This is a genomic window from Streptomyces pseudoechinosporeus (assembly GCF_054783935.1).
The window spans coordinates 70,395-92,694 of record NZ_BAAGPS010000010.1 but is presented as its reverse complement, the minus strand read 5'-3'; the positions used below and the strand labels follow the sequence as shown (position 1 = coordinate 92,694).

Genomic DNA, 22,300 nt, shown 5'->3' with positions numbered 1-22,300 from the left:
ATCTCACGGCGCTTCCGTAAAGCAGGCCGGCCGCTTTCGATCCCGGGCGCGTCAGGATGGCCGGGTGGGCCAGAGTGCGGTGACGTCGTCGGCCGGGGGTTCGGTGATCATGCGGTCGGCTTCGGCGGGGGAGCCGCCGATGGCGCGGGAGTTGCCCGTGGCCTCCGGGGCGTACGGCGGCCAGCCTGGGGATCCGGTGGCGGCGAAGGCGGCCCAGGCGCCGACGAGGGTGTCGCGGGCGGTGAGGTGTTCGGGGGTGTCGGCGCCGACGAGGGACAGTTTGTCGAAGACGAGGAGCAGGTCGGCGCCGTGGAAGGCGCCCATGGCCGGTCCGCACGGTTCGTCGACGAGGAGGTAGTGGTAGGCGCGGCCTCCCGCCCCTGCCTGGGCCCGGGCCAGACGCGTGGCCGGGATCCGGTAGAGGGCGTCGGTGAGGAAGGCACCGCGCAGGGCCGACAGGTCGTCGGGGTCGGCGGTGCGGCTCCGGTAGGCGTCGAGGAGCTTCTCCGGTTCCGTGATACCGGCGCACCGCATCTCGGTGTATAGGGTGGTTTCGCCCTCGGGGCGGAAGGAGTCGCCGCCGATCATCTGGAAGACGCGGGCTTCGTCGCGGGTGGCGCCGACGAGCAGGGGGATGTCTGCGGCGGCGCCGTCGGCGACGGCCTGCTGCGGGGCGACGGGCAGCACGCCGCCGTCGAGTACGGCACCCCAGGAGCGGCCGCCGGGCAGGTTGCGCTGTCCGATGTCGCCGGTGACGACGGTGCTCTGCGCGTCCAGGATCCGCCGGCAGGTGACGGTGAGCAGGTCCTCTGGGCCGTCGAGGCGGAGTGCGGTGATCAGATCCTCGGCCATGGTGGTGGCGGTGGCCCGGTCGAAGATCCGGGACGTACTGCCGCTCTGCAGGATCGCCTTGTGGAAGAGGCCGGCGGCTGCGGGTGCGGCCAGCAGGGCTCCGACGGAGAAGGCACCGGCGGACTGCCCCGCCACGGTGATGTTGCCGTGGTCACCGCCGAAGGAGGTGATGTTGTCCCGTACCCAGCGCAGGGCGGCCATCTGGTCCTGGAGGGCGAGGTTGGTGGACCCGGCCCACTGGCTGCCGAGGTCGGCCAGGTGCAGGAAACCGAGGGCTCCCAGGCGGTAGTTGGCGGTGACGACGACCGTGCCGGTCTGCCGGGCGAGAGCGGCCCCGTCGCTGTACGGGGGTGCGGCGGAGCCGGCGTCGTATCCGCCGCCGTAGATCCACACGATGACAGGCCGGCGGGCGTCCTCGGCCGTCGTCGTGGGCGTCCAGACGTTGAGATACAGGCAGTCCTCGGACGTCTCCCGGATCTCCGCCGTGGGGAAGGCGGGGAAGGTGGACGTCTGGCTCGCCCCCGGCACCAGGGAGGACGCGCCCTGTGCGGGCGCCGGTGCGAAGCGGTCGGCCCGGCGGACACCCTGCCACGGCCGGGGCGGCTGGGGCGGACGGAACCGCAACTCCCCCACCGGGGGTGCGGCGAAGGGGATACCGGCGAAGAGACGACCCCCGCCGGGAAGTGCACATCCGCGAACGGTTCCCGCGGCGGTATCGGTCAGAAGTGCGTCTGTCATGGCGTGAGCCTGTCTTCCCATGGTGCGAGGTCAGCTGGGCGGAAGTGAGCATTCCACCCCTACGTGACACCGGCCGTCAGGATTTACGCTCACTCGTGTGAAAGCCGACCGACTGCTGTCCATCTGCTGCTCCTGCAGACCCGCGAACGGATCTCCCACGTCGAGCTCGCCGAGCACCTGGAGGTCTCCGTCCGCACCGTCTACCGCGACGTCGAAGCACTGTCCGCCGCCGGCGTCCCGGTGTGGAAGGAGCGCGGACGCAGCGGCGGGGTGCGGCTGCTGCCCGGCTACCGCACCGATGTCATCGGGCTGACCAACGACGAGGCACGCGCCCTGTTCGTCCTCGCCACCGAGGGCACGCACGATGCCCTCGGCCTCGGGGAGGCGTTCCGCTCGGCGCTACGGAAGGTCATGGCCGCGCTGCCCGCCCCGCACCGCGGCGACGCGGCACGCACCAGCGAGCGCGTCCTCGTCGACCCCGTCCGCTGGATGCACGGCACCGAAACGGCCTCCGACGCCCATCTCGCAGAGCTCCAGCACGCCGCCTTCACTGACCGCCGGCTCCGGCTGACCTACCGCAGCGGCGACGCCCGCGAGCCGCGCCGCTACACGGTGGACCCGTACGGGCTGGTCAGCAAGGCAGGTGTCTGGTATCTGGTCGCCGACCGGGACGGTGCGTCCCGGCTGTTCCGCGCCGACCGGGTCAAGGCCGCCGAGGTTACCGACGAACCCGTCCACCGTCGTCCCGGCCAGACCCTGGCAACCCTCTGGGCCCTGCTGCGCGAACGCTTCGAGAGCCTGCCGGACGGCATCCGGGTCCGCTGCCGGGTACGCCGCGAGCAACTGGAGATCTTCCAGCGTCTTTTCGCCTCCCAGATGGTCGCCCCGCCCCTCCCCGTGGATGACGGCTGGGCCCGTGCCGAACTCGCCTTCCGCGAACTTCCCGACGTACGCGGCCTGCTCTCCCTGGGCGCCGCTGTCGAGGTCCTCGACCCGCCCGAGGCCCGCGCCGAAATCGCCGCCGTGTCCGCCGAACTCACCGCGCTCTACGGTGCGCGGGCCTGACCGCACCTACCGACCTGTGCCGAATGGCAGGTCTGCATCGAGACCGCCATCGCATTCGTCGGGTTGCGCCAACCGGTCTTGCCGCCCGTCTGCCTGCCGGGCCGTCCTGTTCGCGGCGATCTACGTAACGGTCGAATGCGCCCTGCGGCCGCCCAGGCCGGTACCACAGGGCCTGGCTCTCCGGCCCGCGGGCGGTGACTGCGCCCGACAGGTCCAGGCCACGCTGGCGCACCACAAGGGACTGCCCGGTCGAGGCCAGCGCCATGATCGCGGCGAAGGGCAGCATGCCTGCGATCGCGCTCCGCGACAGGCTCCCCGGAGCCGGAGCCGGAGCCGGGCTCAGGGTGAACAAACGATCGTGGCCAGGCAGATCGTCATCGTCGGCCTACCGGCAAGCGCCCGCAGGCGGCCGTGCGGCGACCCGCCGGCCGTCTGCGTCTCCGCCCCTCGTCGCGGCTAGGGGCTTGCCGGATCTGTGCCGCGTGCTTCGGGAGTGGTCGGGCTGGACGGGCTGGCCCCGGACGTCGTCGGCTGGGGGCGGCCGGTCAAGATAGGTTCGTCCAGATGCCCTTGACTTCGGTGTAGGCCTCGATGGCCTGCCACCCCATCTCGCGGCCGATGCCGGAGGCCTTGCGTCCGCCCCACGGCGCTGCCGGATCCTGCACGGGCAGGGAGTTGATGTACACCGCGCCGGCCTTCAGCCGCCGCGCGAGCCGGTTGGCGCGGCCGACATCGCGGGTCCAGACGCTGGCCACCAGGCCGTACGGCGTGTCGTTGGCGCGTGCGACGACGTCGTCCTCGTCCTCGTAGGACAGGATCGACAGCACCGGGCCGAAGATCTCCTCCTTGGCGATCGTCATCGAGTCGGCCACGTCGGTGAAGATGGCCGGCCGGAGGAAGAACCCCTTCGCGAGGTCACCTGAGGTGGCCCGCTCACCACCCGTCAGCAAGGTCGCGCCTTGGTCGACGCCGAGTTGGACATAGCGCATCACGCGCTCCAGCTGCTCGGCGGAGACAAGCGGACCGAGCTGGGTGGCCGGGTCCATGCCGTTGCCCAGGCCCATGCCGGAGACGGCGGCAGTGATCTTCGTGGCGAACTCGTCGATGCGGCTGGCATGGACGTACATCCGCGCGTACTGCGCGCAGATCTGGCCGGCGTTGAACAGCCCGCCCAGCAGATTGCCCATGACCGCGGCGTCGATGTCCGCGTCTGCGGCGATGATGCTGGGCGCCTTGCCACCGAGCTCCAGCGACACGCGCGTCAGACGGTCCGCGCTGGCGCGGAGGATCTCCTTGCCGACCTCGGTGGAGCCGGTGAAGGAGATCTTCGCGACCCCGGGGTGCCGGACCAGGGCCGCCCCTGTCGAACCGTCGCCGGTGAGCACGTTGACCACCCCGGGCGGGAAGCCGGCTCTGGTTGCCAACCCGGCGAGGCGCAATGTGGACAGCGGTGCCTGTTCCGCGGGCTTGATCACCACGGTGTTGCCGGTGGCCAGCGCTGGGGCGAGTTTCCAGGCCAGGATCATCAGCGGCGCGTTCCACGGCGTGATCAGTCCACAGACACCCAGTGGCTCCCGCAGGGTGTGGTGGGCGAAGCCGGGCACCGACACCGGCGAGGTGACACCGGTGATCTTGGTGGTCCAACCGGCGTAGTACCGCAGGACGCTGATCACGTTGGGGAGGACGAACTGTTCGTTGAGCGTGACCGGCATCCCGTTGTCGAGGGTCTCGACCTCGGCCAGCTCGCGCGCGTTCTCTTCGACCAGGTCGGCCAGCCGCCACAAGAGCCGGCCCCGCTCGTCGGGCATCATGTCGGCCCACTCCGCGGATTCGAACGCACGTCCCGCCGCGTCAACCGCCGCGTCGACCTCAGAGGAGCCCGCGAGCGCGAGGTCACCGATGGTCTCACCGGTCGCCGGATTGATCGTCTCGAATCGCTCGCCGGAGGAGCCGACCCATTCCCCGCCGATGAGCAGTTGGCCCTTCTCGTACATGTCGGTACTCACTTCCCGATGAGCAGGTCAGCGGCCCGCTCGGCGATCATGACGGTGGGGGCATGGGTGTTCCCGGACGGGATGTCAGGCATGACGGAGGCGTCCACCACTCGCAGCCCCTCGACGCCGTGGACGCGCAGTTGCGGATCCACGACCGCCTCCCGGTCGACGCCCATCCGGCAGGTACCGACCTGGTGGTGATAGGTCTGCACGCGGTTGCGGACGTAGTCGCGCACGGCATCCCGGCTGGTGACGTGGGTGCCCGGAGCCCACTCGTCCTTGCGCCACTCGCCCAGAGCAGGCTGGCGGCCGATCTCGCGGACCAGTTCGACGGAGTCGACCATCACTTCGAGGTCGTGGGGCTCGGCGAACACCTGCGGGTCCAGCGCGGGCGGCGTCGTCGGGTCGGCCGACCGCAGCCACAGGCGCCCCCGGCTGAGCGGGCGTACGAGCCCGCCCAAGCACGTGAACCCGTTCTGCGGCACGTTCGGGTCATCTCCGAGGTAGGGCGCATGAACCAGCAACGGCTGGGTGTCCGGTGCGGTCAGATCGGGGTGGCTCTTCCAGAAGATGTTCACCTCAAGGCCCTGCGCCGAAGGCTGCGGCAGCGGCTGCGTGGTCTCCCACAGGACCGGGCAGATCAGGTGGTCGTGCAGATTGCCACCGACACCGGGAAGATCCGCGAGCACGTCGATGCCCAGAGCCCGCAACTGATCGGCCGGCCCGATGCCGGAGAGCAGCAGGAGCTGAGGCGACCCGATCGCACCGCCGCTGACCACGACCTCGTTCTCCGCCCGCGCCTGCTCGGTACGCCCGTCGAGGACGTACTCCACCCCCACGCAGCGCTCGCCGTCGAACAGCAGACGCGACACGACGGCGCCGGTCACCACGGTCAGCGCGGGGTTGCCGAGGACAGGCTCGACGAAACTCGCCCAGGCGCTGCGGCGACGTCCGTCCCGCACGTTGAGCTGGGTATAGCTCACTCCGAGGTATTCGGGGCTGTTCGGGTCGGAGATGAAGGGCAGCCCGGCCTGGGTCGCCGCCGCGACGAATGCTGCGGCCAGGGGGTTCGGGTTCTTGATCCGGCCGACCGGCAGCGGTCCGCCGTGGCCGTGCAGCTCCGACGCGCCCTCCTCGTGGTCCTCGGACCGCTTGAAGTAGGGAAGAACCGAGTCCCAGTCCCAGCCGTAGCAGCCGCGGTACGCCCAGCTGTTGTAGTCCTCGGGAACCCCGCGGGCGTAGATCATGCCGTTGATCGAGCTGCATCCGCCCACGACCTTGCCCCGCGGCCATCCCAGACGTCGTCCGGCGGCATGCTCCTGCGGTTCGGTCACGTAGGCGTAGTCGACCTCGGTGTGCCACAGCGCGAGCGAGCTCGCGGGGTCATGGATCTCGGGCCGTGTATCCAGCGGGCCGGCTTCGACGAGCAGGACACGTCGGCCCGCGTCGACGAGCCGACGAGCGAGCACCGAGCCCGCTGAACCGGCGCCGACGACTACGTCGTCATAGGTGGATGTTCCCTCGGTCATGCGTACTCCCGTACCGATCAAGACGGCTTCCCGCCCTGGAGAACCATTGGGATAGCGTTCGTTTGTCGAACTTGCGTGTTCGGAATATTGCGGCGTGGTTGCAGCGGTGTCAAGAGTCGCAACGCGGACGGATCTCCCCGCCGAGAACGCGCTGCCCCATCCGCCAGGGCAGTCACAGGGCACCGGTATTCGGTCAGGTTGATTCGAGGTGGTTCGATTCGGTGCGGCAGGACCCATTTGCTGGCGGACGGTCAGCGGATCGAACTCACGGCGACCGAAAAGTGCGACGCACTCGTGCGACGGCAGGGCGGCGCGATGGGAAAGAACTGCGGCAGGCAGCCGCGCGGCAGCGGTTCCTTGGGACGCCCTGACGTCCGACCTTGCCGGTGGAGTTGCTGAGCCGACTGCTTGGCTCGACATCCATGGGGCCCTCGCTGGGGACGGCGCGCCGCAGGCACCGTGAACTGCGCCCCGGGAGCCGGTCTGCGAACGATCCCCGTTCTACTCGTCCGCCGTTCCGGCGAGCAGCTCGGTGATCCGTTCGGCGGCCGTGGTCAGCGGATGCGCGTAGTCGGCGAAGCCCGGCGTTCGGGTGGTCGGCACGATGACCGCCAGGCTGGCGATCACCGAACCGTCGCCGTCGCGGACCGGCACCGCCAGCCCGTAGGCGCCGACCCGGAGTTCGTCGTGGGTGACCGCGTAGCCCAGCGTCTGGACCTCCGACAGGCGCCGGTGGATCCGCTCCGGTTCCTCGACGCGAGCGAGGACGGCCTCGCGCTCCGGCGCGTCGAGGAAGGCGAGCAGTGCCAGCCCGCTGGCGCCGAGTGTGATCGGATGGCGGTAGCCGAGGTCGTACTGGACGCGTACGAGGTGGTGCGAGCCGGTCACCTGCTCGACGATCACCACCTGGTCGTCCTCGCGGACGGCGAGCACCAGCGTTTCCTTCAGTTTGTCGGCGAGAGCGGTCATGACCTCCCGCGCCACCGCCCGGAACTCGGGTTCGAACTGACCCGCCATGCGCATCAGTACGGCGCCGAGAGCGTAGCGGTCGCCGCGCTTGAGCACGAACCCCCGCCCCTGCAGCGTGGCCAGCAGGCGGTGCACGACGGTGCGGTTCAGGCCCGTTGCCCGGGCGAGTTCGACCGGGGTCTGTGCACCCTGATCGGCGATCCGCAGCAACAGGACCAATGCCTGGTCGGCGGTCTTGGAGATCTCCACCCTAGCCCCCTCGAACTTGGTGAGTCGCAAAACGAACGATAGCGCGGAGCATCATCTCGCCCTGCGCCAGAAGCTCTTGCGCCTGGGCCATGTGCGTTGACAAAGCCTTGGTTGCAGAGCCACGATGAGTCAAGAATCGAACTTGTATGTTCGTTTAACGAACCATAGGGGAGAGTTGGATCACGTGCCTTACTTCCTGCACCTGGGCGAGACACCCCGCACCCGGCACACCCAGTTCCGTCGGCCTGACGGTGTTCTCTACCGCGAGGAGCTGATGGGCGAGGAGGGCTTCGTCTCGGATTCCTCGCTCCTGTACCACCGGGAGGCACCGACCGACGTGGTCACGGTGGAGGCGGTCGAAGGAGCCCGGCCACCGCTGGTCGCGAACTTCCCGCTCAAGCCGTGGCACCTGCGCCCGCACAACCTCGCCGGCAAGGGCGACCTGGTCCGTGACCGGCACGTGCTGCTGGGCAATGACGACGTGGTCATGACCTACGCGGTCGCGAACGTACCGTCCCTGCTCTACCGCAACGCCATCGGCGACGAGCTGGTGTACATCGAGGCGGGCAGCGGACGGCTGGAGTCGGTGTTCGGCACCCTGGATGTCGGCAGGGGCGACTACGTGATCGTGCCCACCGCCACCACCCACCGCTGGGTCCCGGCCGACGGCGACGCACTGCACGCGGTGGTGTTCGAAGCCTCCGGACACGTGCGGCCGCCCAAGCGCTTCCTCTCCGAAACCGGGCAGTTCCTGGAGAGCGCGCCCTACTGCGAGATGGACCTGCGGCGCCCCGAAGGCCCGTTGCTCGCCGAAGGCACCGACATCGAGGTCCTGGTGCGCAACCGGGACGGCGTCACCCGCTACGTGCACGCGACGCATCCGTTCGACGTGGTGGGCTGGTTCGGCTGCCTGTACCCGTACGCCTTCAACATCGCCGACTTCTCGCCCGTCACCGGCTCCCTGCACCGGCCGCCGCCGGTGCACCAGACCTTCGAGGGCCCGGGCTTCGTCATCTGCTCCTTCGTGCCCCGCCTGTTCGACTACCACCCCGACGCGGTGCCCGTCCCGCCGTTCCACGCCAACGTCGACTCCGACGAGGTGCTGTTCTACGCCGACGGCAGCTTCATGAGCCGCAAGGGCACGGGCATCGGCCAGGGCTCGGTCTCACTGCACCCCGCCGGATTCATCCACGGCCCGCACCCGGGCAGCATCGAGGCCGCGCTCGGCGCCCGGCGGACCGAGGAGACCGCCGTCATGCTCGACACCTACCGGCCACTGCGCCTCGGCACGGCCGCCATGGACTGTGAGGACCCCGAATACCTGAGCAGCTGGCGGGTCCGGCGATGAACACACCCGACCGGGAGCTGCTGGCGGTGCCCATGCGCACCCCCGCCTCCGCGAACGAGATCTACTCCGGCGTGGCCCGGATGGCGGGGACGCTGTGGTGCACCCGGCACCGGGCACGGCCGGGGAAGATCGCCCCCACCGCGGTGGTCGCCGTCCACCCGTCCTCGAACTTCCTCGGGCACTACGCGCTGGGCGCCTTCGCCCGCGCGGGCGTGGACGCGATCGGCATGACCACCCGTTACATCGGCAACGACACCGCCCTGTTGCTGGAGAACTGTGTCGTCGACATCGGGTCGGTCGTCCGGCACCTGCGGGAGGAGGGCTACGAGCGGGTCGTGCTCTTCGGCAACTCGGGGGGCGGGGGCCTCGTCTCGCTGTACCAGAACCAGGCCGAACACCCCACGATCACGGCGGCCCCGGCAGGCGGAGGACCCGACCTGACCCAGGCCGACCTGCCCCCCGCCGACGCGCTCGTCCTCGCGATGGCCCACCCCGGCCGGGCCCAGTTGCTCGCCGAGTGGCTCGACCCGGCGGTCCGCAGCGAGCAGGACCCGTTCGACCGCGACCCCGACCTGGACCTGTTCGACGCCCGGAACGGACCGCCGTACACACCGGAGTTCCTGCACCGCTACCGCGCCGCGCAGGTCGCACGCAGCGAGGCGATCACCGCCTGGGCCGAGAAGAAGCTGGCCCACCTGGACGAGCGCGGGATCGCGGACATGCCGTTCCTGGTGCACGGCGTCTGCGCGGACCCCCGGTTCCTGGACCTGTCGCTGGACCCGTCCGACCGCGAGCCGGGGACGCTGTGGGGCGACGCGTGGAACGCGAACTTCCAGCCGGCCGCGCTCGGGCACTACACGACCCTGCGCTCATGGCTGTCCCAATGGTCCCTGAGCCGTTCCCGCGGCGACGGCCCGGCCAGGCTGCGCACCGTCGACACCCCCGTGCACGTCGTGTACGGCACCGCCGACCAGGGCTGTTTCCCCTCCCACGCCCGGGCCCTGTACGACGCGGTCCAGCACGACCGCAAGGCGCTGACACCCATCAAGGGCGGCAAGCACTACCTGGTCGGCCAGCCGGAGCTCACCGCCCTCATGGTGGACACGCTCCTGGACTGGCTGGACGACGTGCCGGCATGACCTCCACGTCACCCCTTCCACCACACTGGGCGACGGGACGGCCGACGTCCCGGGGCGTACGCAGGAAAGGCCCTCACCGATGTACTTCGACTACGTCACCCATCCCGTCCACCTCCCTGGACCGACCGGCGGGAAAGACCCCGTGCGCCATCGAGTCGTCATCGCCGGCGGCGGCCCCACCGGTCTGGCCCTCGCCCTGGGACTGGCCCGGTACGGAGTGCCCTCGGTGGTGCTGGAGTCCGACCGTACCGTCTGCGTCGGCAGCCGGGCCGCGTGCCTGTCGCGGCGCACGCTGGAGATCATGGAACAGCTCGGCGCGGCGGACGCCTACCTGGCCAAGGGTCTGGCCTGGTCCGGTGGCGTGAGCTACTACCGCGACACCGAGGTGCTGCGGTTCGCCATGCCGCACGACGAGAACCAGAAGTTCCCGCCGATGATCAACCTTCAGCAGTGCTACGCCGAGCAGTACCTGCTCGACGCCGCCGACCGGTACGGCGACGGCCTGGTCGAGGTCCGCTGGGGCAGTCGCGTCGAGGCCCTGCGGCAAAACCCGGACGGGGTCGACCTGGAGGTGCGCACCGATGACGGCGACACCTACACGATGACCGCCGACTGGCTGGTGGGCTGCGACGGCGCCCGCAGCACCGTGCGCGAGCAGCTCGGCCTGCGCCTCGCGGGGACCGCGTACGAGGGCCGGTACGTCATCGTCGACGTCGAGCTGAAGACCGACCGGCCCGCGCTGCGCTACGCCTGGTTCGACCCGCCGTCCAACCCCGGTTCCACGCTGCTCATGCACCGGCAGCCCGACGACATCTGGCGCCTGGACTACCAGCTGCGGCCGGACGAGGATCCCCAAGAGGCGGTGCGGCCGGAGAACGTGATGCCGCGGGTGCGCAGCCACCTGCGGATGATCGGCGAACGCGACGACGTCGAACCGGTGTGGATCTCGGTCTACAAGGCCAACGCCCTCACGCTCGACTCCTACCGGCACGGCCGTGTCCTGTTCGCCGGGGACGCCGCGCACCTGGTCCCGATCTTCGGCGTGCGGGGCATGAACTCCGCCATCGACGACACCCACAACCTCGCCTGGAAGCTGGCGTTCGTGGTGAGCGGCCACTCGCCGGTCGAACTGCTGGACACCTACTCGACGGAGCGGGTGCACGCGGGGCGGGAGAACATCCGGTACGCCTCCAAGAGCACCGAGTTCATGGCGCCGCCCTCCTTCGCGTTCGACACCATGCGCACGGCCGTACTCGGCCTGACCGCCGAGGGACACACCTGGGCCTCCTCGCTGATCAACCCGCGGCAGACACAGCCGATCTCCTACGGGGGCTGCGGATTCACGGGGCCCGCCGACGCTTTCGACGACAGCCCGCGCCCAGGCGACGTACTGCCCGAATGCCCACTCACCCTCACGGGCGGCAAGACGGGCCACCTCACCGACCTGCTCGGCTCGCGGATCACGGTGCTCGCCTTCACCGCCGACGGCGAACTCGCCCCCGGCCTGCGGGCGGAGCTGGACGCGCTGGCCGCCGGACCAGTGCCGCTGACCACGGCCGTGATCTCCGCCGCGCCGACGCGGATCGCGTCCCACGACCACACCGGGCGCCTGTTCCCCCTCTACGGCGCCCAGCCGGGAACCGTCTGTCTGATCCGCCCGGACGGGCACCTGTACGCACGCCGACAGCACCCGAGGCCCGGCGAGGTCCGGGCCTGGACGGAGGCCATGACCGCCGGACGCGGCATCGGAAGGGACACGCGGTGAACGCCGAACAACTGGACGAGATCTACTCGGAGATCTGCCACCGGATGACCGCGGCGGGCGAGGACGGGGCGCTGCTCTACCTGAGCCGGCTCGCCCTGCTGCTCGCCCACGAGGTGGACGACGCCGAACGCGTCCGCACGGCCGTCGAGGCGGCCGCGACACCCGACGGCCGGTAACCCCCTGTCCGCTGCGCGCTTCTGGAGGAAACGTGCGAATCGACAAGACCATCGACGACTCCGCACTCGCACAGGTGCTCGCCGCGATACGCCCGGGATCGACGCTCGCCGTCGGCGGTTTCGGCCTCTGCGGCACCCCCATGTCCCTGATCCAGGCGCTGCACGCCACGGGCGTGGACGACCTGCGTGTGGTGTCCAACAACTGCGGCGTGGACGACTGGGGCCTGGGCATCCTGCTGCGCGACCGTCGGCTCTCCCGCGTCACCGCCTCCTACGTCGGCGAGAACAAGGAGTTCGCCCGCCAGTACCTCACCGGCGAGTTGGAGGTCGAACTCATCCCGCAGGGCACCCTCGCGGAGAAACTCCGCGCCGGAGGCTGCGGCATTCCCGCCTTCTACACACCCGCCGGCGTCGGAACTCCGCTCGCCGACGGCGGCCTGCCCTGGCGCCACCACCCCGACGGCACGGTCGCCGTCGCCTCACCTCCCAAGGAGACACGCACCTTCGGCGAACGGGAGCACATCCTGGAGGAGGCCCTCACCGCCGACGTCGCCCTGGTGCACGCCGCGCGGGGGGACCGGCACGGCAACCTCGTCTACGCGTCCTCGGCGCACAACTTCAACCCCCTGTGCGCGATGGCGGCCAGGGTCACCATCGCGCAGGTCGAGGAGCTCGTCGAGCCTGGGGAGCTGGACCCAGCCCGCATTCACACCCCCGGCATCTTCGTCGACCACGTCCTGCCCCTGCACGGCCCGGCCGCCAAGCGAATCGAGCGCCTCACCGTCCGCCCCCGACCCGGAAGCGTGCCCGCATGAGCCTGACCCGCGACCAGCTCGCCGCCCGTGCCGCCCGGGAACTGTGCCCCGGCGACCACGTGAACCTCGGCATCGGCCTGCCCACCCTGGTGCCCGGCCACCTGCCGGACGGCGTCGAGGTCGTCCTGCACTCCGAGAACGGCATCCTGGGCGTCGGCCCCTATCCGTACCAGGGCGGGGAGGACCCCGACCTGATCAACGCCGGCAAGGAGACGGTGACGGTCCGCCCAGGCGCCTCGTTCTTCGACTCCGCCCTGAGCTTCGGCATGATCCGCGGCGGCCACATCGACGTCGCTCTCCTGGGCGCCATGCAGGTATCCGCCCACGGCGACCTGGCCAACTGGATGATCCCCGGCAGGATGGTCAAGGGGATGGGCGGCGCCATGGACCTCGTGCACGGCGCCCGGCGCGTCATCGTCGTCATGGAGCACACCACCCGGGACGGCGACCCCAAGATCCTCCAGGACTGCTCGTTGCCGCTGACCGGGCGCGCGGTCGTCGACCGGATCATCACCGACCTGGCCGTCATCGATGTCACCGACGACGGCCTCGTCCTGCGCGAACTCGCGCCCGACGTCACGTTCGAGCAGGTCCAGCGGGCAACCGAACCGGCCCTGACGGCCGGTTGACCGGGTCAGCGAGGCAGATTCGGGGAACGTCATGGACGCTCGGGCCCGGGCATAAGCCCCGACGCCCGGCCGTCCCCATCCCACTGCACATCCAGGACGCGCTCGACGGCGTCGCGGTTGATCGGTCCGACTACGAGCGGAAACAGACACCCCCGGTGGCCCCGGAGGCGGGGCGGGAACCGCGGCCTCGAAGACGCACTTCGCGGTGATCCAGTCCCCGTCGATGAGCACCGTCGGCAGCGCCTCGGCAGAAGGCGTTGACGACGGCCGGCGTGGTCGTCCTGTCGGTGAAGCAGTGGACGCACCCGTCCTCGGCGAGGGAAGCGGGCCATGCGTGAATGGCGGGGCGGCAGAGTAATTCTCTACTCTGCGGCCCGGCCAAGTACGCCGGCCAACAGGGATCCGATCCTCGCGGCGGAATCCCGCCCCGGCTGGAGAACCTCTTCGTGATTGAGGGGCTCGCCCGATGAACCCGTGCACCGCCGTCCCGGCCAGAACCTGGCAACCGCCTGGGCCCTACTGCGAGAACGCTTCGAGAGCCTGCCGGACGGCATCCGCGTCCACCGCGAGCAACAGGAGATCTTCCAGCGTCTCTTCGCCTCCCAGATGGTCGCCCCACCCCGCCCCATGGATGACGGCTGGGCCCGTGCCGAACTCGTCTTCCACGAACTTTCCGACGTACGCGGCCTGCTCTCCCTGGAAAAGCTCTTCTTCATCCACCTCGTTCTCGCCGCTCTCCTGGCAGCTCCTCACACCCAAGGCCGAGTGCTCGTCCTGGACGAACTAGGCGACTCCCTGGGCCAAGAACACCGCCGCGAAGTGCTCAGCGCGATCACCAAAGTCGCCACGGCCCACGGCATCACCGTCCTGGGCACGTGCCAAGGCACACTGATGCGAGACGTAGCCCCCGTGCGCGGGCAGATCCTCTACTTCCATTACCCGTCACAGTCCGAGTACCTCAACCGACCCACACGCATGTTCGGATATGACCCGCAAACCGGCCGAGTGGAGCTCACCGCCGACCAGCTGCCCCGGCGACTGACCTGCTGAGACCGACCGGCAGCAACACAACACTGCTGCCGGGCACAGCGAAGACCGCTCCGCCCCGCGTGGAGCCAGGTTGGGCGCGTGGTGGTGCTATCCACCCGTGCCAGAGCAGCGTGATCAGGCTGAGCCTCAAGGGCGCTTCCCCGAGAGGCCCACGACCTCGTACAGGGAGTCTCCCCACGTAGCCCAGTGCTCCAGTTCCGTTGCACCGATCAAGTGGATCGCGTGATCGTTGGCGAAGTCGCGCGCCGGTTCGGAGAAAGTGCCGTTGGTGACCATCAGAGCGATGTCGGCCTTGTGCTCAAGGCGAGCGGTTCCATTGAATGTCTGGACGTTCGTACTGGTCACAGTCTGCTTGGCTGCCCTGCTGGCACTGCACCACCACACGTCGGCCGTCTGGCGTCTGAGAGATGACGTCCGCACCCCGGTCTCCGGTACCGCCATGCTGCCGGATCACCTTCAGTCCGTCGCGCTGGGTGAGCCACGCGACGAGAACCTCGAAGTCCTTGCCATCGAACTCCCGGATGTGCCGGAGGGTGTAGCTACGCTGGCTCTGGGCGAAGATGTTCCTTCGGTCGTCAACGGCTGCGAGACGTTCGATCTCTGCGAGTGCCCGGTCATTCATTGCCGCGAAGCGTTCTGTGCTGGGGGCGATCTCGTCCCACTGTTCGGCGATGGTGTTCAGCGGAGAGTCGACACGGCCGGCAGCGTAGCGTGTGGGCAGGTCCTCTACGGGCAGCGTGCTGAGCCCCGACGAGGTGACCGCGGATGTCGCGGCCGCGCGCACCCTCGTCGGCGGGCAGGGCCGGGTGCTCGCGGTGTTCCAGCCCTCCGGCGAGGCCCGGCTCGACGCGTTCGGGGCCGAGTTCGGGACGGCGCTGGCCGGCTGCGACGAGGTGGTGCTGACGGGCAGCGCCCGCAGCGTCCGGGAGAGGTCGCTGCGGGCGCTGTCCGGGTTCGTCAGCGAGGCCGGGGGCACGGTCCGGGCGGTGGAGATGGCGCGGGCCGAGGCGGCGGTGTGGGCGGCTGACGCGGCACGGCCGGGTGACGTGGTGGTGCTCATCGGCACCGGTGACCTGATCGAGTCCGGTCCGGTGCTCAGAGCCGCGCTGGTAGAGCTGGCCGCCGCGGCTGTCTAGGCGCCCGCGGTCCCGGGGTCCGGTTGCAGCAGTGCTTGGGCGAGCTGCTGCAACTGGACCCCGCGGCTTGCCTTGACGAGGACGACGTCGCCGGGCTGGAGGGTGGAGTGCAGTAGTTGCAGCGCGGTCTCCTGGTCGGGCAGGTGTACGGCGTGAGCCCCGGCATCGCTGGCGGCCTGCTGCATCCATCCGGCCTCGTCCCCTCCCACCACGATGACCTGGTCCAGGTTGAGCGTGGCCGCGTGGCGGCCGATGTCCTCGTGCGCGGTCCGTGCGTCGTCGCCGAGCTCGTTCATCCGGCCAAGCACGGCGATCGCGCGTTGGTCGCGGCCGCGGGCCATGGCGGCGAGGGCGTCGAGTGAGGAGCGCATCGAGTCGGGGTTGGCGTTGTAGGCGTCGTTGACGATGGTGACGTGGTCGGCCCGGGTGTGGGTCTCCATCCGCCAGGGTGACTGGGTGGTGGCGGCGGAGAGGAGTTCGGCGATCTGGCTTACAGGGAGTCCGGCGTCGCGGGCGACGGCGGCTGCGGCGAGGCTGTTGTGGACCTGCGGTCGGCCGACGAACTTCAGGTGCACGTCGGCGGTGCCCTCGGGGGTGTGCAGGGTGTAGGTGGGTTGTCCTTGCTCGTTGAGGGTGACGTCGGCGGCCCGGACGGTCGCTTCCGGGGCCAGGCCGTAGGTGACGATGCGGGCGCGGGTGCGGTTGGCCATCGCGCGCACCAGCGGGTCGTCAGCGTTGAGGACGGCAAGCCCACCTGCGGGGAGGGCTTCGATGATCTCGCCCTTGGCCTGGGCGATGTTGTCGCGGCTGCCGAACTCGCCGACGTGGGCGGTGCCGACGTTGGTGACCACGCTGATGTGGGGCGGGGTGATGCGGGTGAGGTCGCGGATGTGGCCGATGCCGCGTGCGCCCATTTCCAGGACCAGGTAGCGGGTGGTGGGGTCGGCCATGGTGATGGTCAGCGGCAGGCCGATCTCGTTGTTGAAGGACTGCGGCGTGGCCACCGTCGGCCCCGCGGCGGGAAGGAGCTGGGCGATGAGGTCCTTGGTGGAGGTCTTGCCCGCGGACCCGGTGATCGCCACAACCTGTGTGTTCGTGAGGGTGTGGCGCACGAGGTAGCGGCCCAGCCGCCCGAAGGCGGCCAGGACGTCGCCGTCGACGACGACGGCGGGGACGCCGACCGGGCGGGTGGTCAGCGCCGCGACGGCGCCGTTCTTGACGGCGGCATGCGCGTAGTCGTGGCCGTCGGCGGTGTTTCCCGACAAGGCGATGAACAGCGCCCCTGGCCGCGCTTCGCGCGAGTCGAACACGGCAGGCTGGTCGACGACCACATGAGGGTCGGGGGCGTCCGCGAGCCGTCCCTCGACGGCCTCGGCGATGGTCGACAAGAGCATGGGCTGCACAGTGTTCTCCCTGGTCAAGTGATCTGTGTGGACGCTACCGGTCCGGTGGACGCAATGCCGGTTACGGCCGGGGCGTGTGCCGAGGCGTGCCATGGGGAGCGGCGCACGTCGAGCGAGAGGCCACGGCCGCCGAAGAAGTCACCGAACCGGCCCAGGGGCAGGGTGGCTTCGCGGGCTAGCGGGGTGTGGCCGGAGGGGTTGCGGAAGGCGATCCCGTCCTTCTGGCGGCCGATGGCGAGGACGAGGTGGCCGCCGCGCCGTGCGGGTTCGTACTGGGGGCGGCGGATCTCCTTGGAGACCGAGGCCATCACCATGCGCCCGGAATCGAGCAGGTCGACGAGTTCGCCCATGTCGAGCGTGCCGTGCACGGTCACCGGCAGGTTGTGGGTGTCGTGCGCGTACGTCGCGAACGGCGCGTAGATCAGACCCTTCACCGTGCCGTCGTCTTGCTTGACGTACGCGCCGTACTGGCGGGCGCCGGCCAGGAGTTGGAAGAGGTTCGGTGCCTGGCCATCGCGATGCAGGAGTGCCATGCGCAGGCAGGCGATACCGCACATGTGGCGGCACCAGCGGCCATACGCAGGCTGGGAGGGTGCGCCGGTCGTCTGCCAGTTCGGGTCATCGGCGGGGTCGTACCCGTCGTAGGCGATCGGGCCGATCAAATCGGCGGTGGCGTACTGGGTGACGATCGGCACCGGATCGTGGATGGGAGCGGGGGTGTGCGGGTCAGCGCAGCACAGCGGCGGCATGGGGCGGGGTCTCCATTCGGTTCATGGCGATGTCCAACAGGGTGCGGTACGTGGTCCAGCCGACGTTGCCACCGGAGACGACCACGCCGATCGAGCCATCCGGAAAGCGGTCGGTGGCCTGAAACAGTCCGGCGAGCGCGACCGCACCGGACGGCTCGGCCACCAGGCGGAAGTGGTGCCACAGGTACGCCATCGCCTCGGATATCGCGTCCTCGGGGACGGTGATGATGTCGGTGAGCAGGCGCTGGTTGACCTCGAAGGGGATGCGGGCGGGCTCCGCGTGGCCGAGCCCGTCGGCGATGGTGACCGGCGGCGGGATGGGGATGCGGCGGCCGACGCGCAGGGAGCGGTGGGTGTCGTCGGCGACGGCCGGCTCGACCCCGAACACCTGGAGGTGCGGGTCGTGGCCGGTTGCGGCGAGCGCGGTGCCCGCCGCGAGTCCGCCCCCGCCCACGGGTACGAGAATCGCCACCAGGTTGGGGACTTCCTGGAGCATCTCCCAGGCGACCGTGCCCGCCCCGGCGATGACCCGTTCGTCGTTTGCGGAGGGCACGATCGCCAGGCCGTGACGGCGGGCGAGCTCGTGGACCAGGGCTTCCCGACGGCCGGTGTACCGGTTGTAGGTGACGATGCGCGCGCCGAGGGCCTCGATCGCCTGCCTCTTCACGGCGGGCACGTCCTCGGGGACGACCACGGTGGCCGGCACCTCGTACAGGTGGGCAGCCATCGCGAGGGCGGCGGCGTGGTTGCCGGAGGAGGCGCCGATGACACCGCGACGCCGGTCCTTGGCGCCCAGGGCAGTCAGCGCGTTGTACGCGCCACGCACCTTGAAACTGCCGGTGAGCTGTTGGTTTTCCGCCTTCACCCACACCCTGCGGCCCACCTGCTGGTCCAGGGCCGTCGAGGTGAGCATGGGCGTGCGTACGGTCACACCGCGCAGGGACTCAACGGCGTACAGGACGTGAGTGAGCGTCATCGTCACGGAAGGGGCCTCGTCTTCTACGGGCGCGCGCGGCGGTCGATGTTCGCGCCGCGCAGGATGTGAAGCAGCAGTTCCTCGTACGAGATGCCGTCGGCGAGCGCCATGCGGGCCAAGTTCCCTTCACGCGACAGGCCGGGCAGGGTGTTGACCTCCAGCCACCACGCCTGACCGTCATCGCTGACGACGAAGTCGTGCCGCGAGTGCGAGGAGCAGTGCAGTCCTCGGTGAGCAGTCTCGGCCTGGCGCTGTAGATCCTTCAGAGCCTCGGGGCTGACCCGCGCCGGGCAGTGGTAGTCGCACGCGGTGGTGCCACGTTTCGCGGCGTACGAGTACACGCCGTTGGGTGTCTGGGCCTCCAGGGGCGGCAGCACGTGGACAGCCCCGAGGGGATCCTCCAGCACGCCGACGCTCACGGACCGCCCCGGGTGGAACGCTTCCGCCATCAGCTCTCCCTCGGCGACGTCCAGGAGCGCGACGGCGAGACTTTCCACGGTCGTGGCCACCTGCAGCCCGATCGAGCCGCCTTCACTGACCGGTTTCACGATCACTGGCAGGCCGACGAGTTGCTCGATGCGTGCGGCTTCGTCTTCGGCCGTAGCCGTAGGGGCGATCCTGACCCCTCTGGGGACACGGACACCGGCGGCCGCGGCTAACGTCTTCGAGTGGAGCTTGTTCATGCCGACGGCGGAGGCCAGAACCCCGGAGCCGGTGTAGGGGACGCCGAGCGTCTCCAACAGCCCTTGCAGACGGCCGTCTTCCGCTCCGCGGCCTGCAATGGCGAGGAACGCCACGCCGACGCTGTCCAGACCGTCGAGCAGTTCCTCGCGTTCCGCGAGGTCGAGGGAGCGGGTCTTGATGCCCATGTCCGTCAGGGCGTCGGTGACCGTGGTGCCGGACAGGAGAGAACGATCGCGCTCCTGTGACCAGCCACCGGTGACCACTGCGACGGGTTGGGCGAACTCGTCTGGGCGAAGGGGGGCGATGCACATGGTGATCTCCAGGTTCTGTTCGGCGAACGCTGCCGCGTCGGGGCCGAGATAGCGGCTGAGGGGGTCGATCTGCCGTCCGGCAGGCTCGACGCAGAGCCCCGGGTCCGGGCGGGACACACGACTTACATCAGGCCGTGGCGATTCGGGTCGGTACAGCCACCCGTGGTGGTGCCACAGTGGACACAGCCCTGACCACCGGATCCGTTTTGCTCCGTCCCGATGCGTTCCTGTCGTCCGGAGAGGCGGTCGGTCCAGGCATCGGGGTCGGCGATCTCCCCGTCGGTGGGCAGCAGCGTTGCGTCCTTCCACACCCGATTGACCAGGTCGGTGCCGCCCACTTCGACGGTGCGTGCGATGAGGCGGGCTCCCTGCTCGTACAGTGCGCGGGGCGGGCCGAGTCGGCGGACGCGCGGGATGCGCTCGTGGAGCCGGTAGCGCAAGGACCGCCGGGCCTGCTTGTGGTGATCGGCCGGCTCACCGAATAACCGCTCCGTGACCTGCTGGTCGGTCCATTGAGCGTGTCCCTCGGCGATGGCTACGACGGCGTTCGGCCTGATCTCCCTCAGGTGGGGGAAGTAGGTCCGCCACACCACGCCGCTGCGGGCCTCGGCCTGCAACTGGTGGACCAGCTCATGAGCAACCACCTGGTGGAGAAAGGGCTCGTCAGCCACCCCGCCGTGGCGCAGGGCCCGGGGCGCGAGGATCGTCTCGCTCTGGCCGTCGGCAGCCTCCACGGTGATGGCGAGCATCAAGGGCCAGACTAGGACCGGGACAACACTGGTGACCTTGAGCGCGGCACGTACGCGGCCGATCTCCTCGGGCTTGAGGTCCACCAGGTCGGCGATGTCACGAGCCAGGATGCGTTCCCGGTTCTGCCGGAACTCGTCCCGCCACATCGTCGGGGGCAGCAGGCGGAAACGGACCTCCGGCGGGAGGTAGAGGCTGGTGGTCTTCTCCACTATCGGGGCCACCGTATGCAGGATCTCGGAGATCCGTTCGCCCAGGTCGGAGTGGCGGCGGGTGCCGTCGAGAACGGTGAATGCGGTCACTGGTGGTCCTGTCCAGAATTGATTGGTCCGGTCGGTGTGGTCGGGCCCTTCGCTCCCCGGGCCACCGTCATGCCCCGGGGAGCGAAGGGGGTCTTGTGCTGCATGTCCCGCCCCCGCCGCCGAGAGGGGAGCCAGGACTTGGCCTCGACGGCGGGGTGTGGCGCCCGCGCGCGACGGCGGGTCCGAGGCGATCACCGCCGTCGCGCGCGGAGATCAGAGGGTCGCGCTCGACGCCGCCCCGAAGAGCCTGTCGTGAGGCACGGGCCCGGGCCGGAAATGGTCGAGCAGCTCCCGCAGGGAAGCCGGAGGCACAATCCGGTCGCTCCGAAACGGCCGCAGCCAGTACCCGCCGGGCGGTCTCGTCTTGTCCAGCGGCGGCAACACGATCTGGCGAGGCCGGCCCAGACACGCGGCGTACCGGTGCGGCTGCCACCGGTCACTCGTGCCAGGCGCGACCAGCCATACAAACAACGACCGTGCGGGGTCCTCGAAGACCGGGCCGCAGGCATCGACCGGGCCGCCGTCTTCGCGCTGCACTTCGTCCAGAACGTTCACGACCGAGCACGCGTCGGGGCCGTTCGCGGTGATCACAGCATCGAACAGGTTCCCGCCCAGCGGGAGTTGAAGGGGGCGCCCATGCTGCAGGTCCTGGAGGCCTCTGACACGAGTGCCGAGATCAGCGAATTCGTGGTTGACCTCGTCAGGCCGGATCGTGAAGGCGCGAGGCTCGAACCGAGCTGCCTCCGCGGGCGGTATCTCCCGGCCTGGGCCAACGTCGCGGCGGGGGAGCTGTGTCGCCATCACTCCGGCACCGCCTGAGTGGGCGGGAGCAGGGCTGTGACGGACTTGCCCGGGAGCGTCCCTCCGTCGTTGTCCGTTGCGGGGGCGGTACGACGTGCATCTCCTGCTCCGGCAGGTCGAGCCCGCGGAGGTCCGCTGTGGCTACCGAAGCGTCCACCAGTCCGAGTTCGCACTGGCCGGCCGCGACCATGAGCGCCACGTCAGGTCCCCGCTCCGGGTCGACCACGCGCACGGAAACCTTCGGATGCTCGCGATGAAAGCGCCCCAGCATGCCGGCGAGCGGATCGACCGAAAGGGTTGTCTGCGCAACGATGTCGAGCCGGCCACCACTGAGCCCGAGGACTTCACGGACCAGGGAACTGGCCGTGGACAGATCCCGCAGGACCTGCTGCGTCGGCTGGACCAGCGCCTCACCCGCCGCGGTGAGTGCGACGCCGTGTGGGAGGCGGTGAAACAGGCTTCCGCCGAATTTACGCTCCAGAGCCCGGATCGCATGGGACAGCGAGGGCTGTGCAACATGGAGCGCAATGGCCGCGGCTGTGAATCCGCCGTGCTCGACCACGACGATGAAATGTTCCAGCTGGCGTCGTTCCATCGGATCTCCGTTAATTCCAGGTGACACTATCGTCGGTCGGTCGGTCGGAATCTCGGGATCGCAGGGCTGCCGACCCGCGGCCCGTGGGGAACTGACGAGTACTGCCGACAGGAAGTGCACCGTGCGGCACGTCGACGACGCTCACCACGGCGCCGGCACCGCGCACAGCGACGACATCTTCGAGCACGGTGGGTTCGTCGTGCACTCCCTCCCCTGAGACCTGGTGGATTTCCTGGCCGAGGGCTGGCCAGGCGGTCTCGGTCGGAGGTATCAGCCGC

21 protein-coding genes and 2 pseudogenes are annotated in these 22,300 nt (G+C 69.9%); 9 read left to right on the top strand and 14 right to left on the bottom strand.

The features are described from left to right. Window positions 1-51: 51 nt before the first annotated feature. Window positions 52-1,590 (bottom strand): carboxylesterase/lipase family protein, encoded by a 1,539-nt coding sequence (locus ACYVO6_RS15585; protein WP_461061545.1) that lies wholly within the window; start codon window positions 1,588-1,590, stop codon window positions 52-54. A 97-nt stretch (window positions 1,591-1,687) separates the two neighbouring features. Here ACYVO6_RS15585 and ACYVO6_RS15580 point away from each other — a divergent pair. Then, window positions 1,688-2,655, top strand: a pseudogene (locus ACYVO6_RS15580) (helix-turn-helix transcriptional regulator). A gap of 545 nt (window positions 2,656-3,200) precedes the next feature. Here the strand turns inward: ACYVO6_RS15580 and ACYVO6_RS15575 are convergent. The 3 genes from ACYVO6_RS15575 to ACYVO6_RS15565 all read right to left on the bottom strand — a co-directional run bounded on the left by ACYVO6_RS15575 (window position 3,201) and on the right by ACYVO6_RS15565 (window position 7,396). Further along, a complete protein-coding gene (locus ACYVO6_RS15575; protein ID WP_461061543.1) occupies window positions 3,201-4,661 on the bottom strand; it encodes an aldehyde dehydrogenase family protein in 1,461 nt (486 codons plus the stop codon). Further along, window positions 4,658-6,178, bottom strand: coding sequence for a GMC family oxidoreductase (locus tag ACYVO6_RS15570; RefSeq protein WP_461061541.1), 1,521 nt, complete (start codon window positions 6,176-6,178; stop codon window positions 4,658-4,660). Before ACYVO6_RS15570 ends, ACYVO6_RS15575 begins: the two co-directional genes overlap by 4 nt. A gap of 501 nt (window positions 6,179-6,679) precedes the next feature. Then, entirely contained in the window at window positions 6,680-7,396 is a 717-nt protein-coding gene (locus ACYVO6_RS15565; protein ID WP_461061539.1) for an IclR family transcriptional regulator, read from the bottom strand. Between the two features lie 184 nt (window positions 7,397-7,580). Here ACYVO6_RS15565 and ACYVO6_RS15560 point away from each other — a divergent pair, with 184 nt between their 5' ends. The 6 genes from ACYVO6_RS15560 to ACYVO6_RS15535 all read left to right on the top strand — a co-directional run bounded on the left by ACYVO6_RS15560 (window position 7,581) and on the right by ACYVO6_RS15535 (window position 13,268). Continuing rightward, a complete protein-coding gene (locus tag ACYVO6_RS15560) occupies window positions 7,581-8,744 on the top strand; it encodes a homogentisate 1,2-dioxygenase (protein ID WP_461061537.1) in 1,164 nt (387 codons plus the stop codon). Further along, window positions 8,741-9,883 (top strand): alpha/beta hydrolase, encoded by a 1,143-nt coding sequence (locus ACYVO6_RS15555; RefSeq protein WP_461061535.1) that lies wholly within the window; start codon window positions 8,741-8,743, stop codon window positions 9,881-9,883. The genes ACYVO6_RS15560 and ACYVO6_RS15555 overlap by 4 nt, the downstream gene beginning before the upstream one ends. A 79-nt stretch (window positions 9,884-9,962) precedes the next feature. Further along, complete coding sequence (locus ACYVO6_RS15550; RefSeq protein ID WP_461061533.1) at window positions 9,963-11,648, top strand: FAD-dependent monooxygenase; 1,686 nt, start codon at window positions 9,963-9,965, stop codon at window positions 11,646-11,648. Then, on the top strand, window positions 11,645-11,824 hold the full coding sequence (locus ACYVO6_RS15545) for a hypothetical protein (RefSeq protein WP_351054851.1): 180 nt from the start codon (window positions 11,645-11,647) through the stop codon (window positions 11,822-11,824). Before ACYVO6_RS15550 ends, ACYVO6_RS15545 begins: the two co-directional genes overlap by 4 nt. 32 nt (window positions 11,825-11,856) lie before the next feature. Then, the gene (locus ACYVO6_RS15540; protein ID WP_461061531.1) at window positions 11,857-12,639 is read left to right on the top strand and encodes a CoA transferase subunit A; all 783 of its coding nucleotides are present in this window, start codon (window positions 11,857-11,859) and stop codon (window positions 12,637-12,639) included. Further along, window positions 12,636-13,268, top strand: coding sequence for a CoA transferase subunit B (locus ACYVO6_RS15535; RefSeq protein ID WP_461061529.1), 633 nt, complete (start codon window positions 12,636-12,638; stop codon window positions 13,266-13,268). Before ACYVO6_RS15540 ends, ACYVO6_RS15535 begins: the two co-directional genes overlap by 4 nt. Before the next feature lie 362 nt (window positions 13,269-13,630). On the opposite strand, the pseudogene ACYVO6_RS15530 reads toward ACYVO6_RS15535, so the two are convergent. Continuing rightward, window positions 13,631-13,741, bottom strand: a pseudogene (locus ACYVO6_RS15530) (purine-nucleoside phosphorylase); the annotation flags it as partial. Between the two features lies 1 nt (window position 13,742). Here ACYVO6_RS15530 and ACYVO6_RS15525 point away from each other — a divergent pair. Further along, entirely contained in the window at window positions 13,743-14,318 is a 576-nt protein-coding gene (locus ACYVO6_RS15525; protein ID WP_461061900.1) for a hypothetical protein, read from the top strand. Window positions 14,319-14,444: 126 nt separating this feature from the next. Here ACYVO6_RS15525 and ACYVO6_RS15520 read toward each other — a convergent pair whose 3' ends face one another. Then, window positions 14,445-14,663, bottom strand: a complete 219-nt coding sequence (locus ACYVO6_RS15520; protein ID WP_461061528.1) for a restriction endonuclease — start codon at window positions 14,661-14,663, stop codon at window positions 14,445-14,447. After that, a complete protein-coding gene (locus ACYVO6_RS15515; protein ID WP_461061526.1) occupies window positions 14,617-15,102 on the bottom strand; it encodes a restriction endonuclease in 486 nt (161 codons plus the stop codon). The genes ACYVO6_RS15520 and ACYVO6_RS15515 overlap by 47 nt, the downstream gene beginning before the upstream one ends. On the opposite strand from ACYVO6_RS15515, the gene ACYVO6_RS15510 reads away from it, so the two are divergent. Beyond that, window positions 15,074-15,454 (top strand): glutamate ligase domain-containing protein, encoded by a 381-nt coding sequence (locus tag ACYVO6_RS15510; protein WP_461061524.1) that lies wholly within the window; start codon window positions 15,074-15,076, stop codon window positions 15,452-15,454. The genes ACYVO6_RS15515 and ACYVO6_RS15510 overlap by 29 nt on opposite strands. Here the strand turns inward: ACYVO6_RS15510 and ACYVO6_RS15505 are convergent. The 7 genes from ACYVO6_RS15505 to ACYVO6_RS15475 form a co-directional block, all read right to left on the bottom strand. Next, entirely contained in the window at window positions 15,451-16,848 is a 1,398-nt protein-coding gene (locus ACYVO6_RS15505) for a UDP-N-acetylmuramoyl-tripeptide--D-alanyl-D-alanine ligase (RefSeq protein ID WP_461061522.1), read from the bottom strand. The genes ACYVO6_RS15510 and ACYVO6_RS15505 overlap by 4 nt on opposite strands. Before the next feature lie 23 nt (window positions 16,849-16,871). Next, entirely contained in the window at window positions 16,872-17,552 is a 681-nt protein-coding gene (locus ACYVO6_RS15500; RefSeq protein ID WP_461061520.1) for a C39 family peptidase, read from the bottom strand. A 31-nt stretch (window positions 17,553-17,583) separates the two neighbouring features. Continuing rightward, a complete protein-coding gene (locus ACYVO6_RS15495) occupies window positions 17,584-18,582 on the bottom strand; it encodes a pyridoxal-phosphate dependent enzyme (RefSeq protein WP_461061518.1) in 999 nt (332 codons plus the stop codon). A gap of 23 nt (window positions 18,583-18,605) precedes the next feature. Further along, entirely contained in the window at window positions 18,606-19,694 is a 1,089-nt protein-coding gene (locus ACYVO6_RS15490) for a D-alanine--D-alanine ligase family protein (RefSeq protein WP_461061517.1), read from the bottom strand. Window positions 19,695-19,699: 5 nt separating this feature from the next. Then, window positions 19,700-20,626: a zinc-dependent metalloprotease gene (locus tag ACYVO6_RS15485; RefSeq protein ID WP_461061515.1), complete on the bottom strand. Its 927-nt coding sequence runs from the start codon at window positions 20,624-20,626 to the stop codon at window positions 19,700-19,702. A 213-nt stretch (window positions 20,627-20,839) separates the two neighbouring features. Beyond that, entirely contained in the window at window positions 20,840-21,217 is a 378-nt protein-coding gene (locus ACYVO6_RS15480; RefSeq protein WP_461061513.1) for a hypothetical protein, read from the bottom strand. Window positions 21,218-21,326: 109 nt separating this feature from the next. Continuing rightward, window positions 21,327-22,022, bottom strand: coding sequence for a LysR family transcriptional regulator (locus ACYVO6_RS15475; RefSeq protein WP_461061511.1), 696 nt, complete (start codon window positions 22,020-22,022; stop codon window positions 21,327-21,329). Window positions 22,023-22,300: the final 278 nt, after the last annotated feature.

Bases quoted from the DNA above. Each gene is read 5' to 3' on its own strand.
- ACYVO6_RS15585 (WP_461061545.1), bottom strand. From the start codon at position 1,590: ATGACAGACGCACTTCTGACCGATACCGCCGCGGGAACCGTTCGCGGA.
- ACYVO6_RS15570 (WP_461061541.1), bottom strand. From the start codon at position 6,178: ATGACCGAGGGAACATCCACCTATGACGACGTAGTCGTCGGCGCCGGT.
- ACYVO6_RS15555 (WP_461061535.1), top strand. From the start codon at position 8,741: ATGAACACACCCGACCGGGAGCTGCTGGCGGTGCCCATGCGCACCCCC.
- ACYVO6_RS15550 (WP_461061533.1), top strand. From the start codon at position 9,963: ATGTACTTCGACTACGTCACCCATCCCGTCCACCTCCCTGGACCGACC.
- ACYVO6_RS15535 (WP_461061529.1), top strand. From the start codon at position 12,636: ATGAGCCTGACCCGCGACCAGCTCGCCGCCCGTGCCGCCCGGGAACTG.
- ACYVO6_RS15505 (WP_461061522.1), bottom strand. From the start codon at position 16,848: ATGCTCTTGTCGACCATCGCCGAGGCCGTCGAGGGACGGCTCGCGGAC.
- ACYVO6_RS15495 (WP_461061518.1), bottom strand. From the start codon at position 18,582: ATGACGCTCACTCACGTCCTGTACGCCGTTGAGTCCCTGCGCGGTGTG.
- ACYVO6_RS15475 (WP_461061511.1), bottom strand. From the start codon at position 22,022: ATGGAACGACGCCAGCTGGAACATTTCATCGTCGTGGTCGAGCACGGC.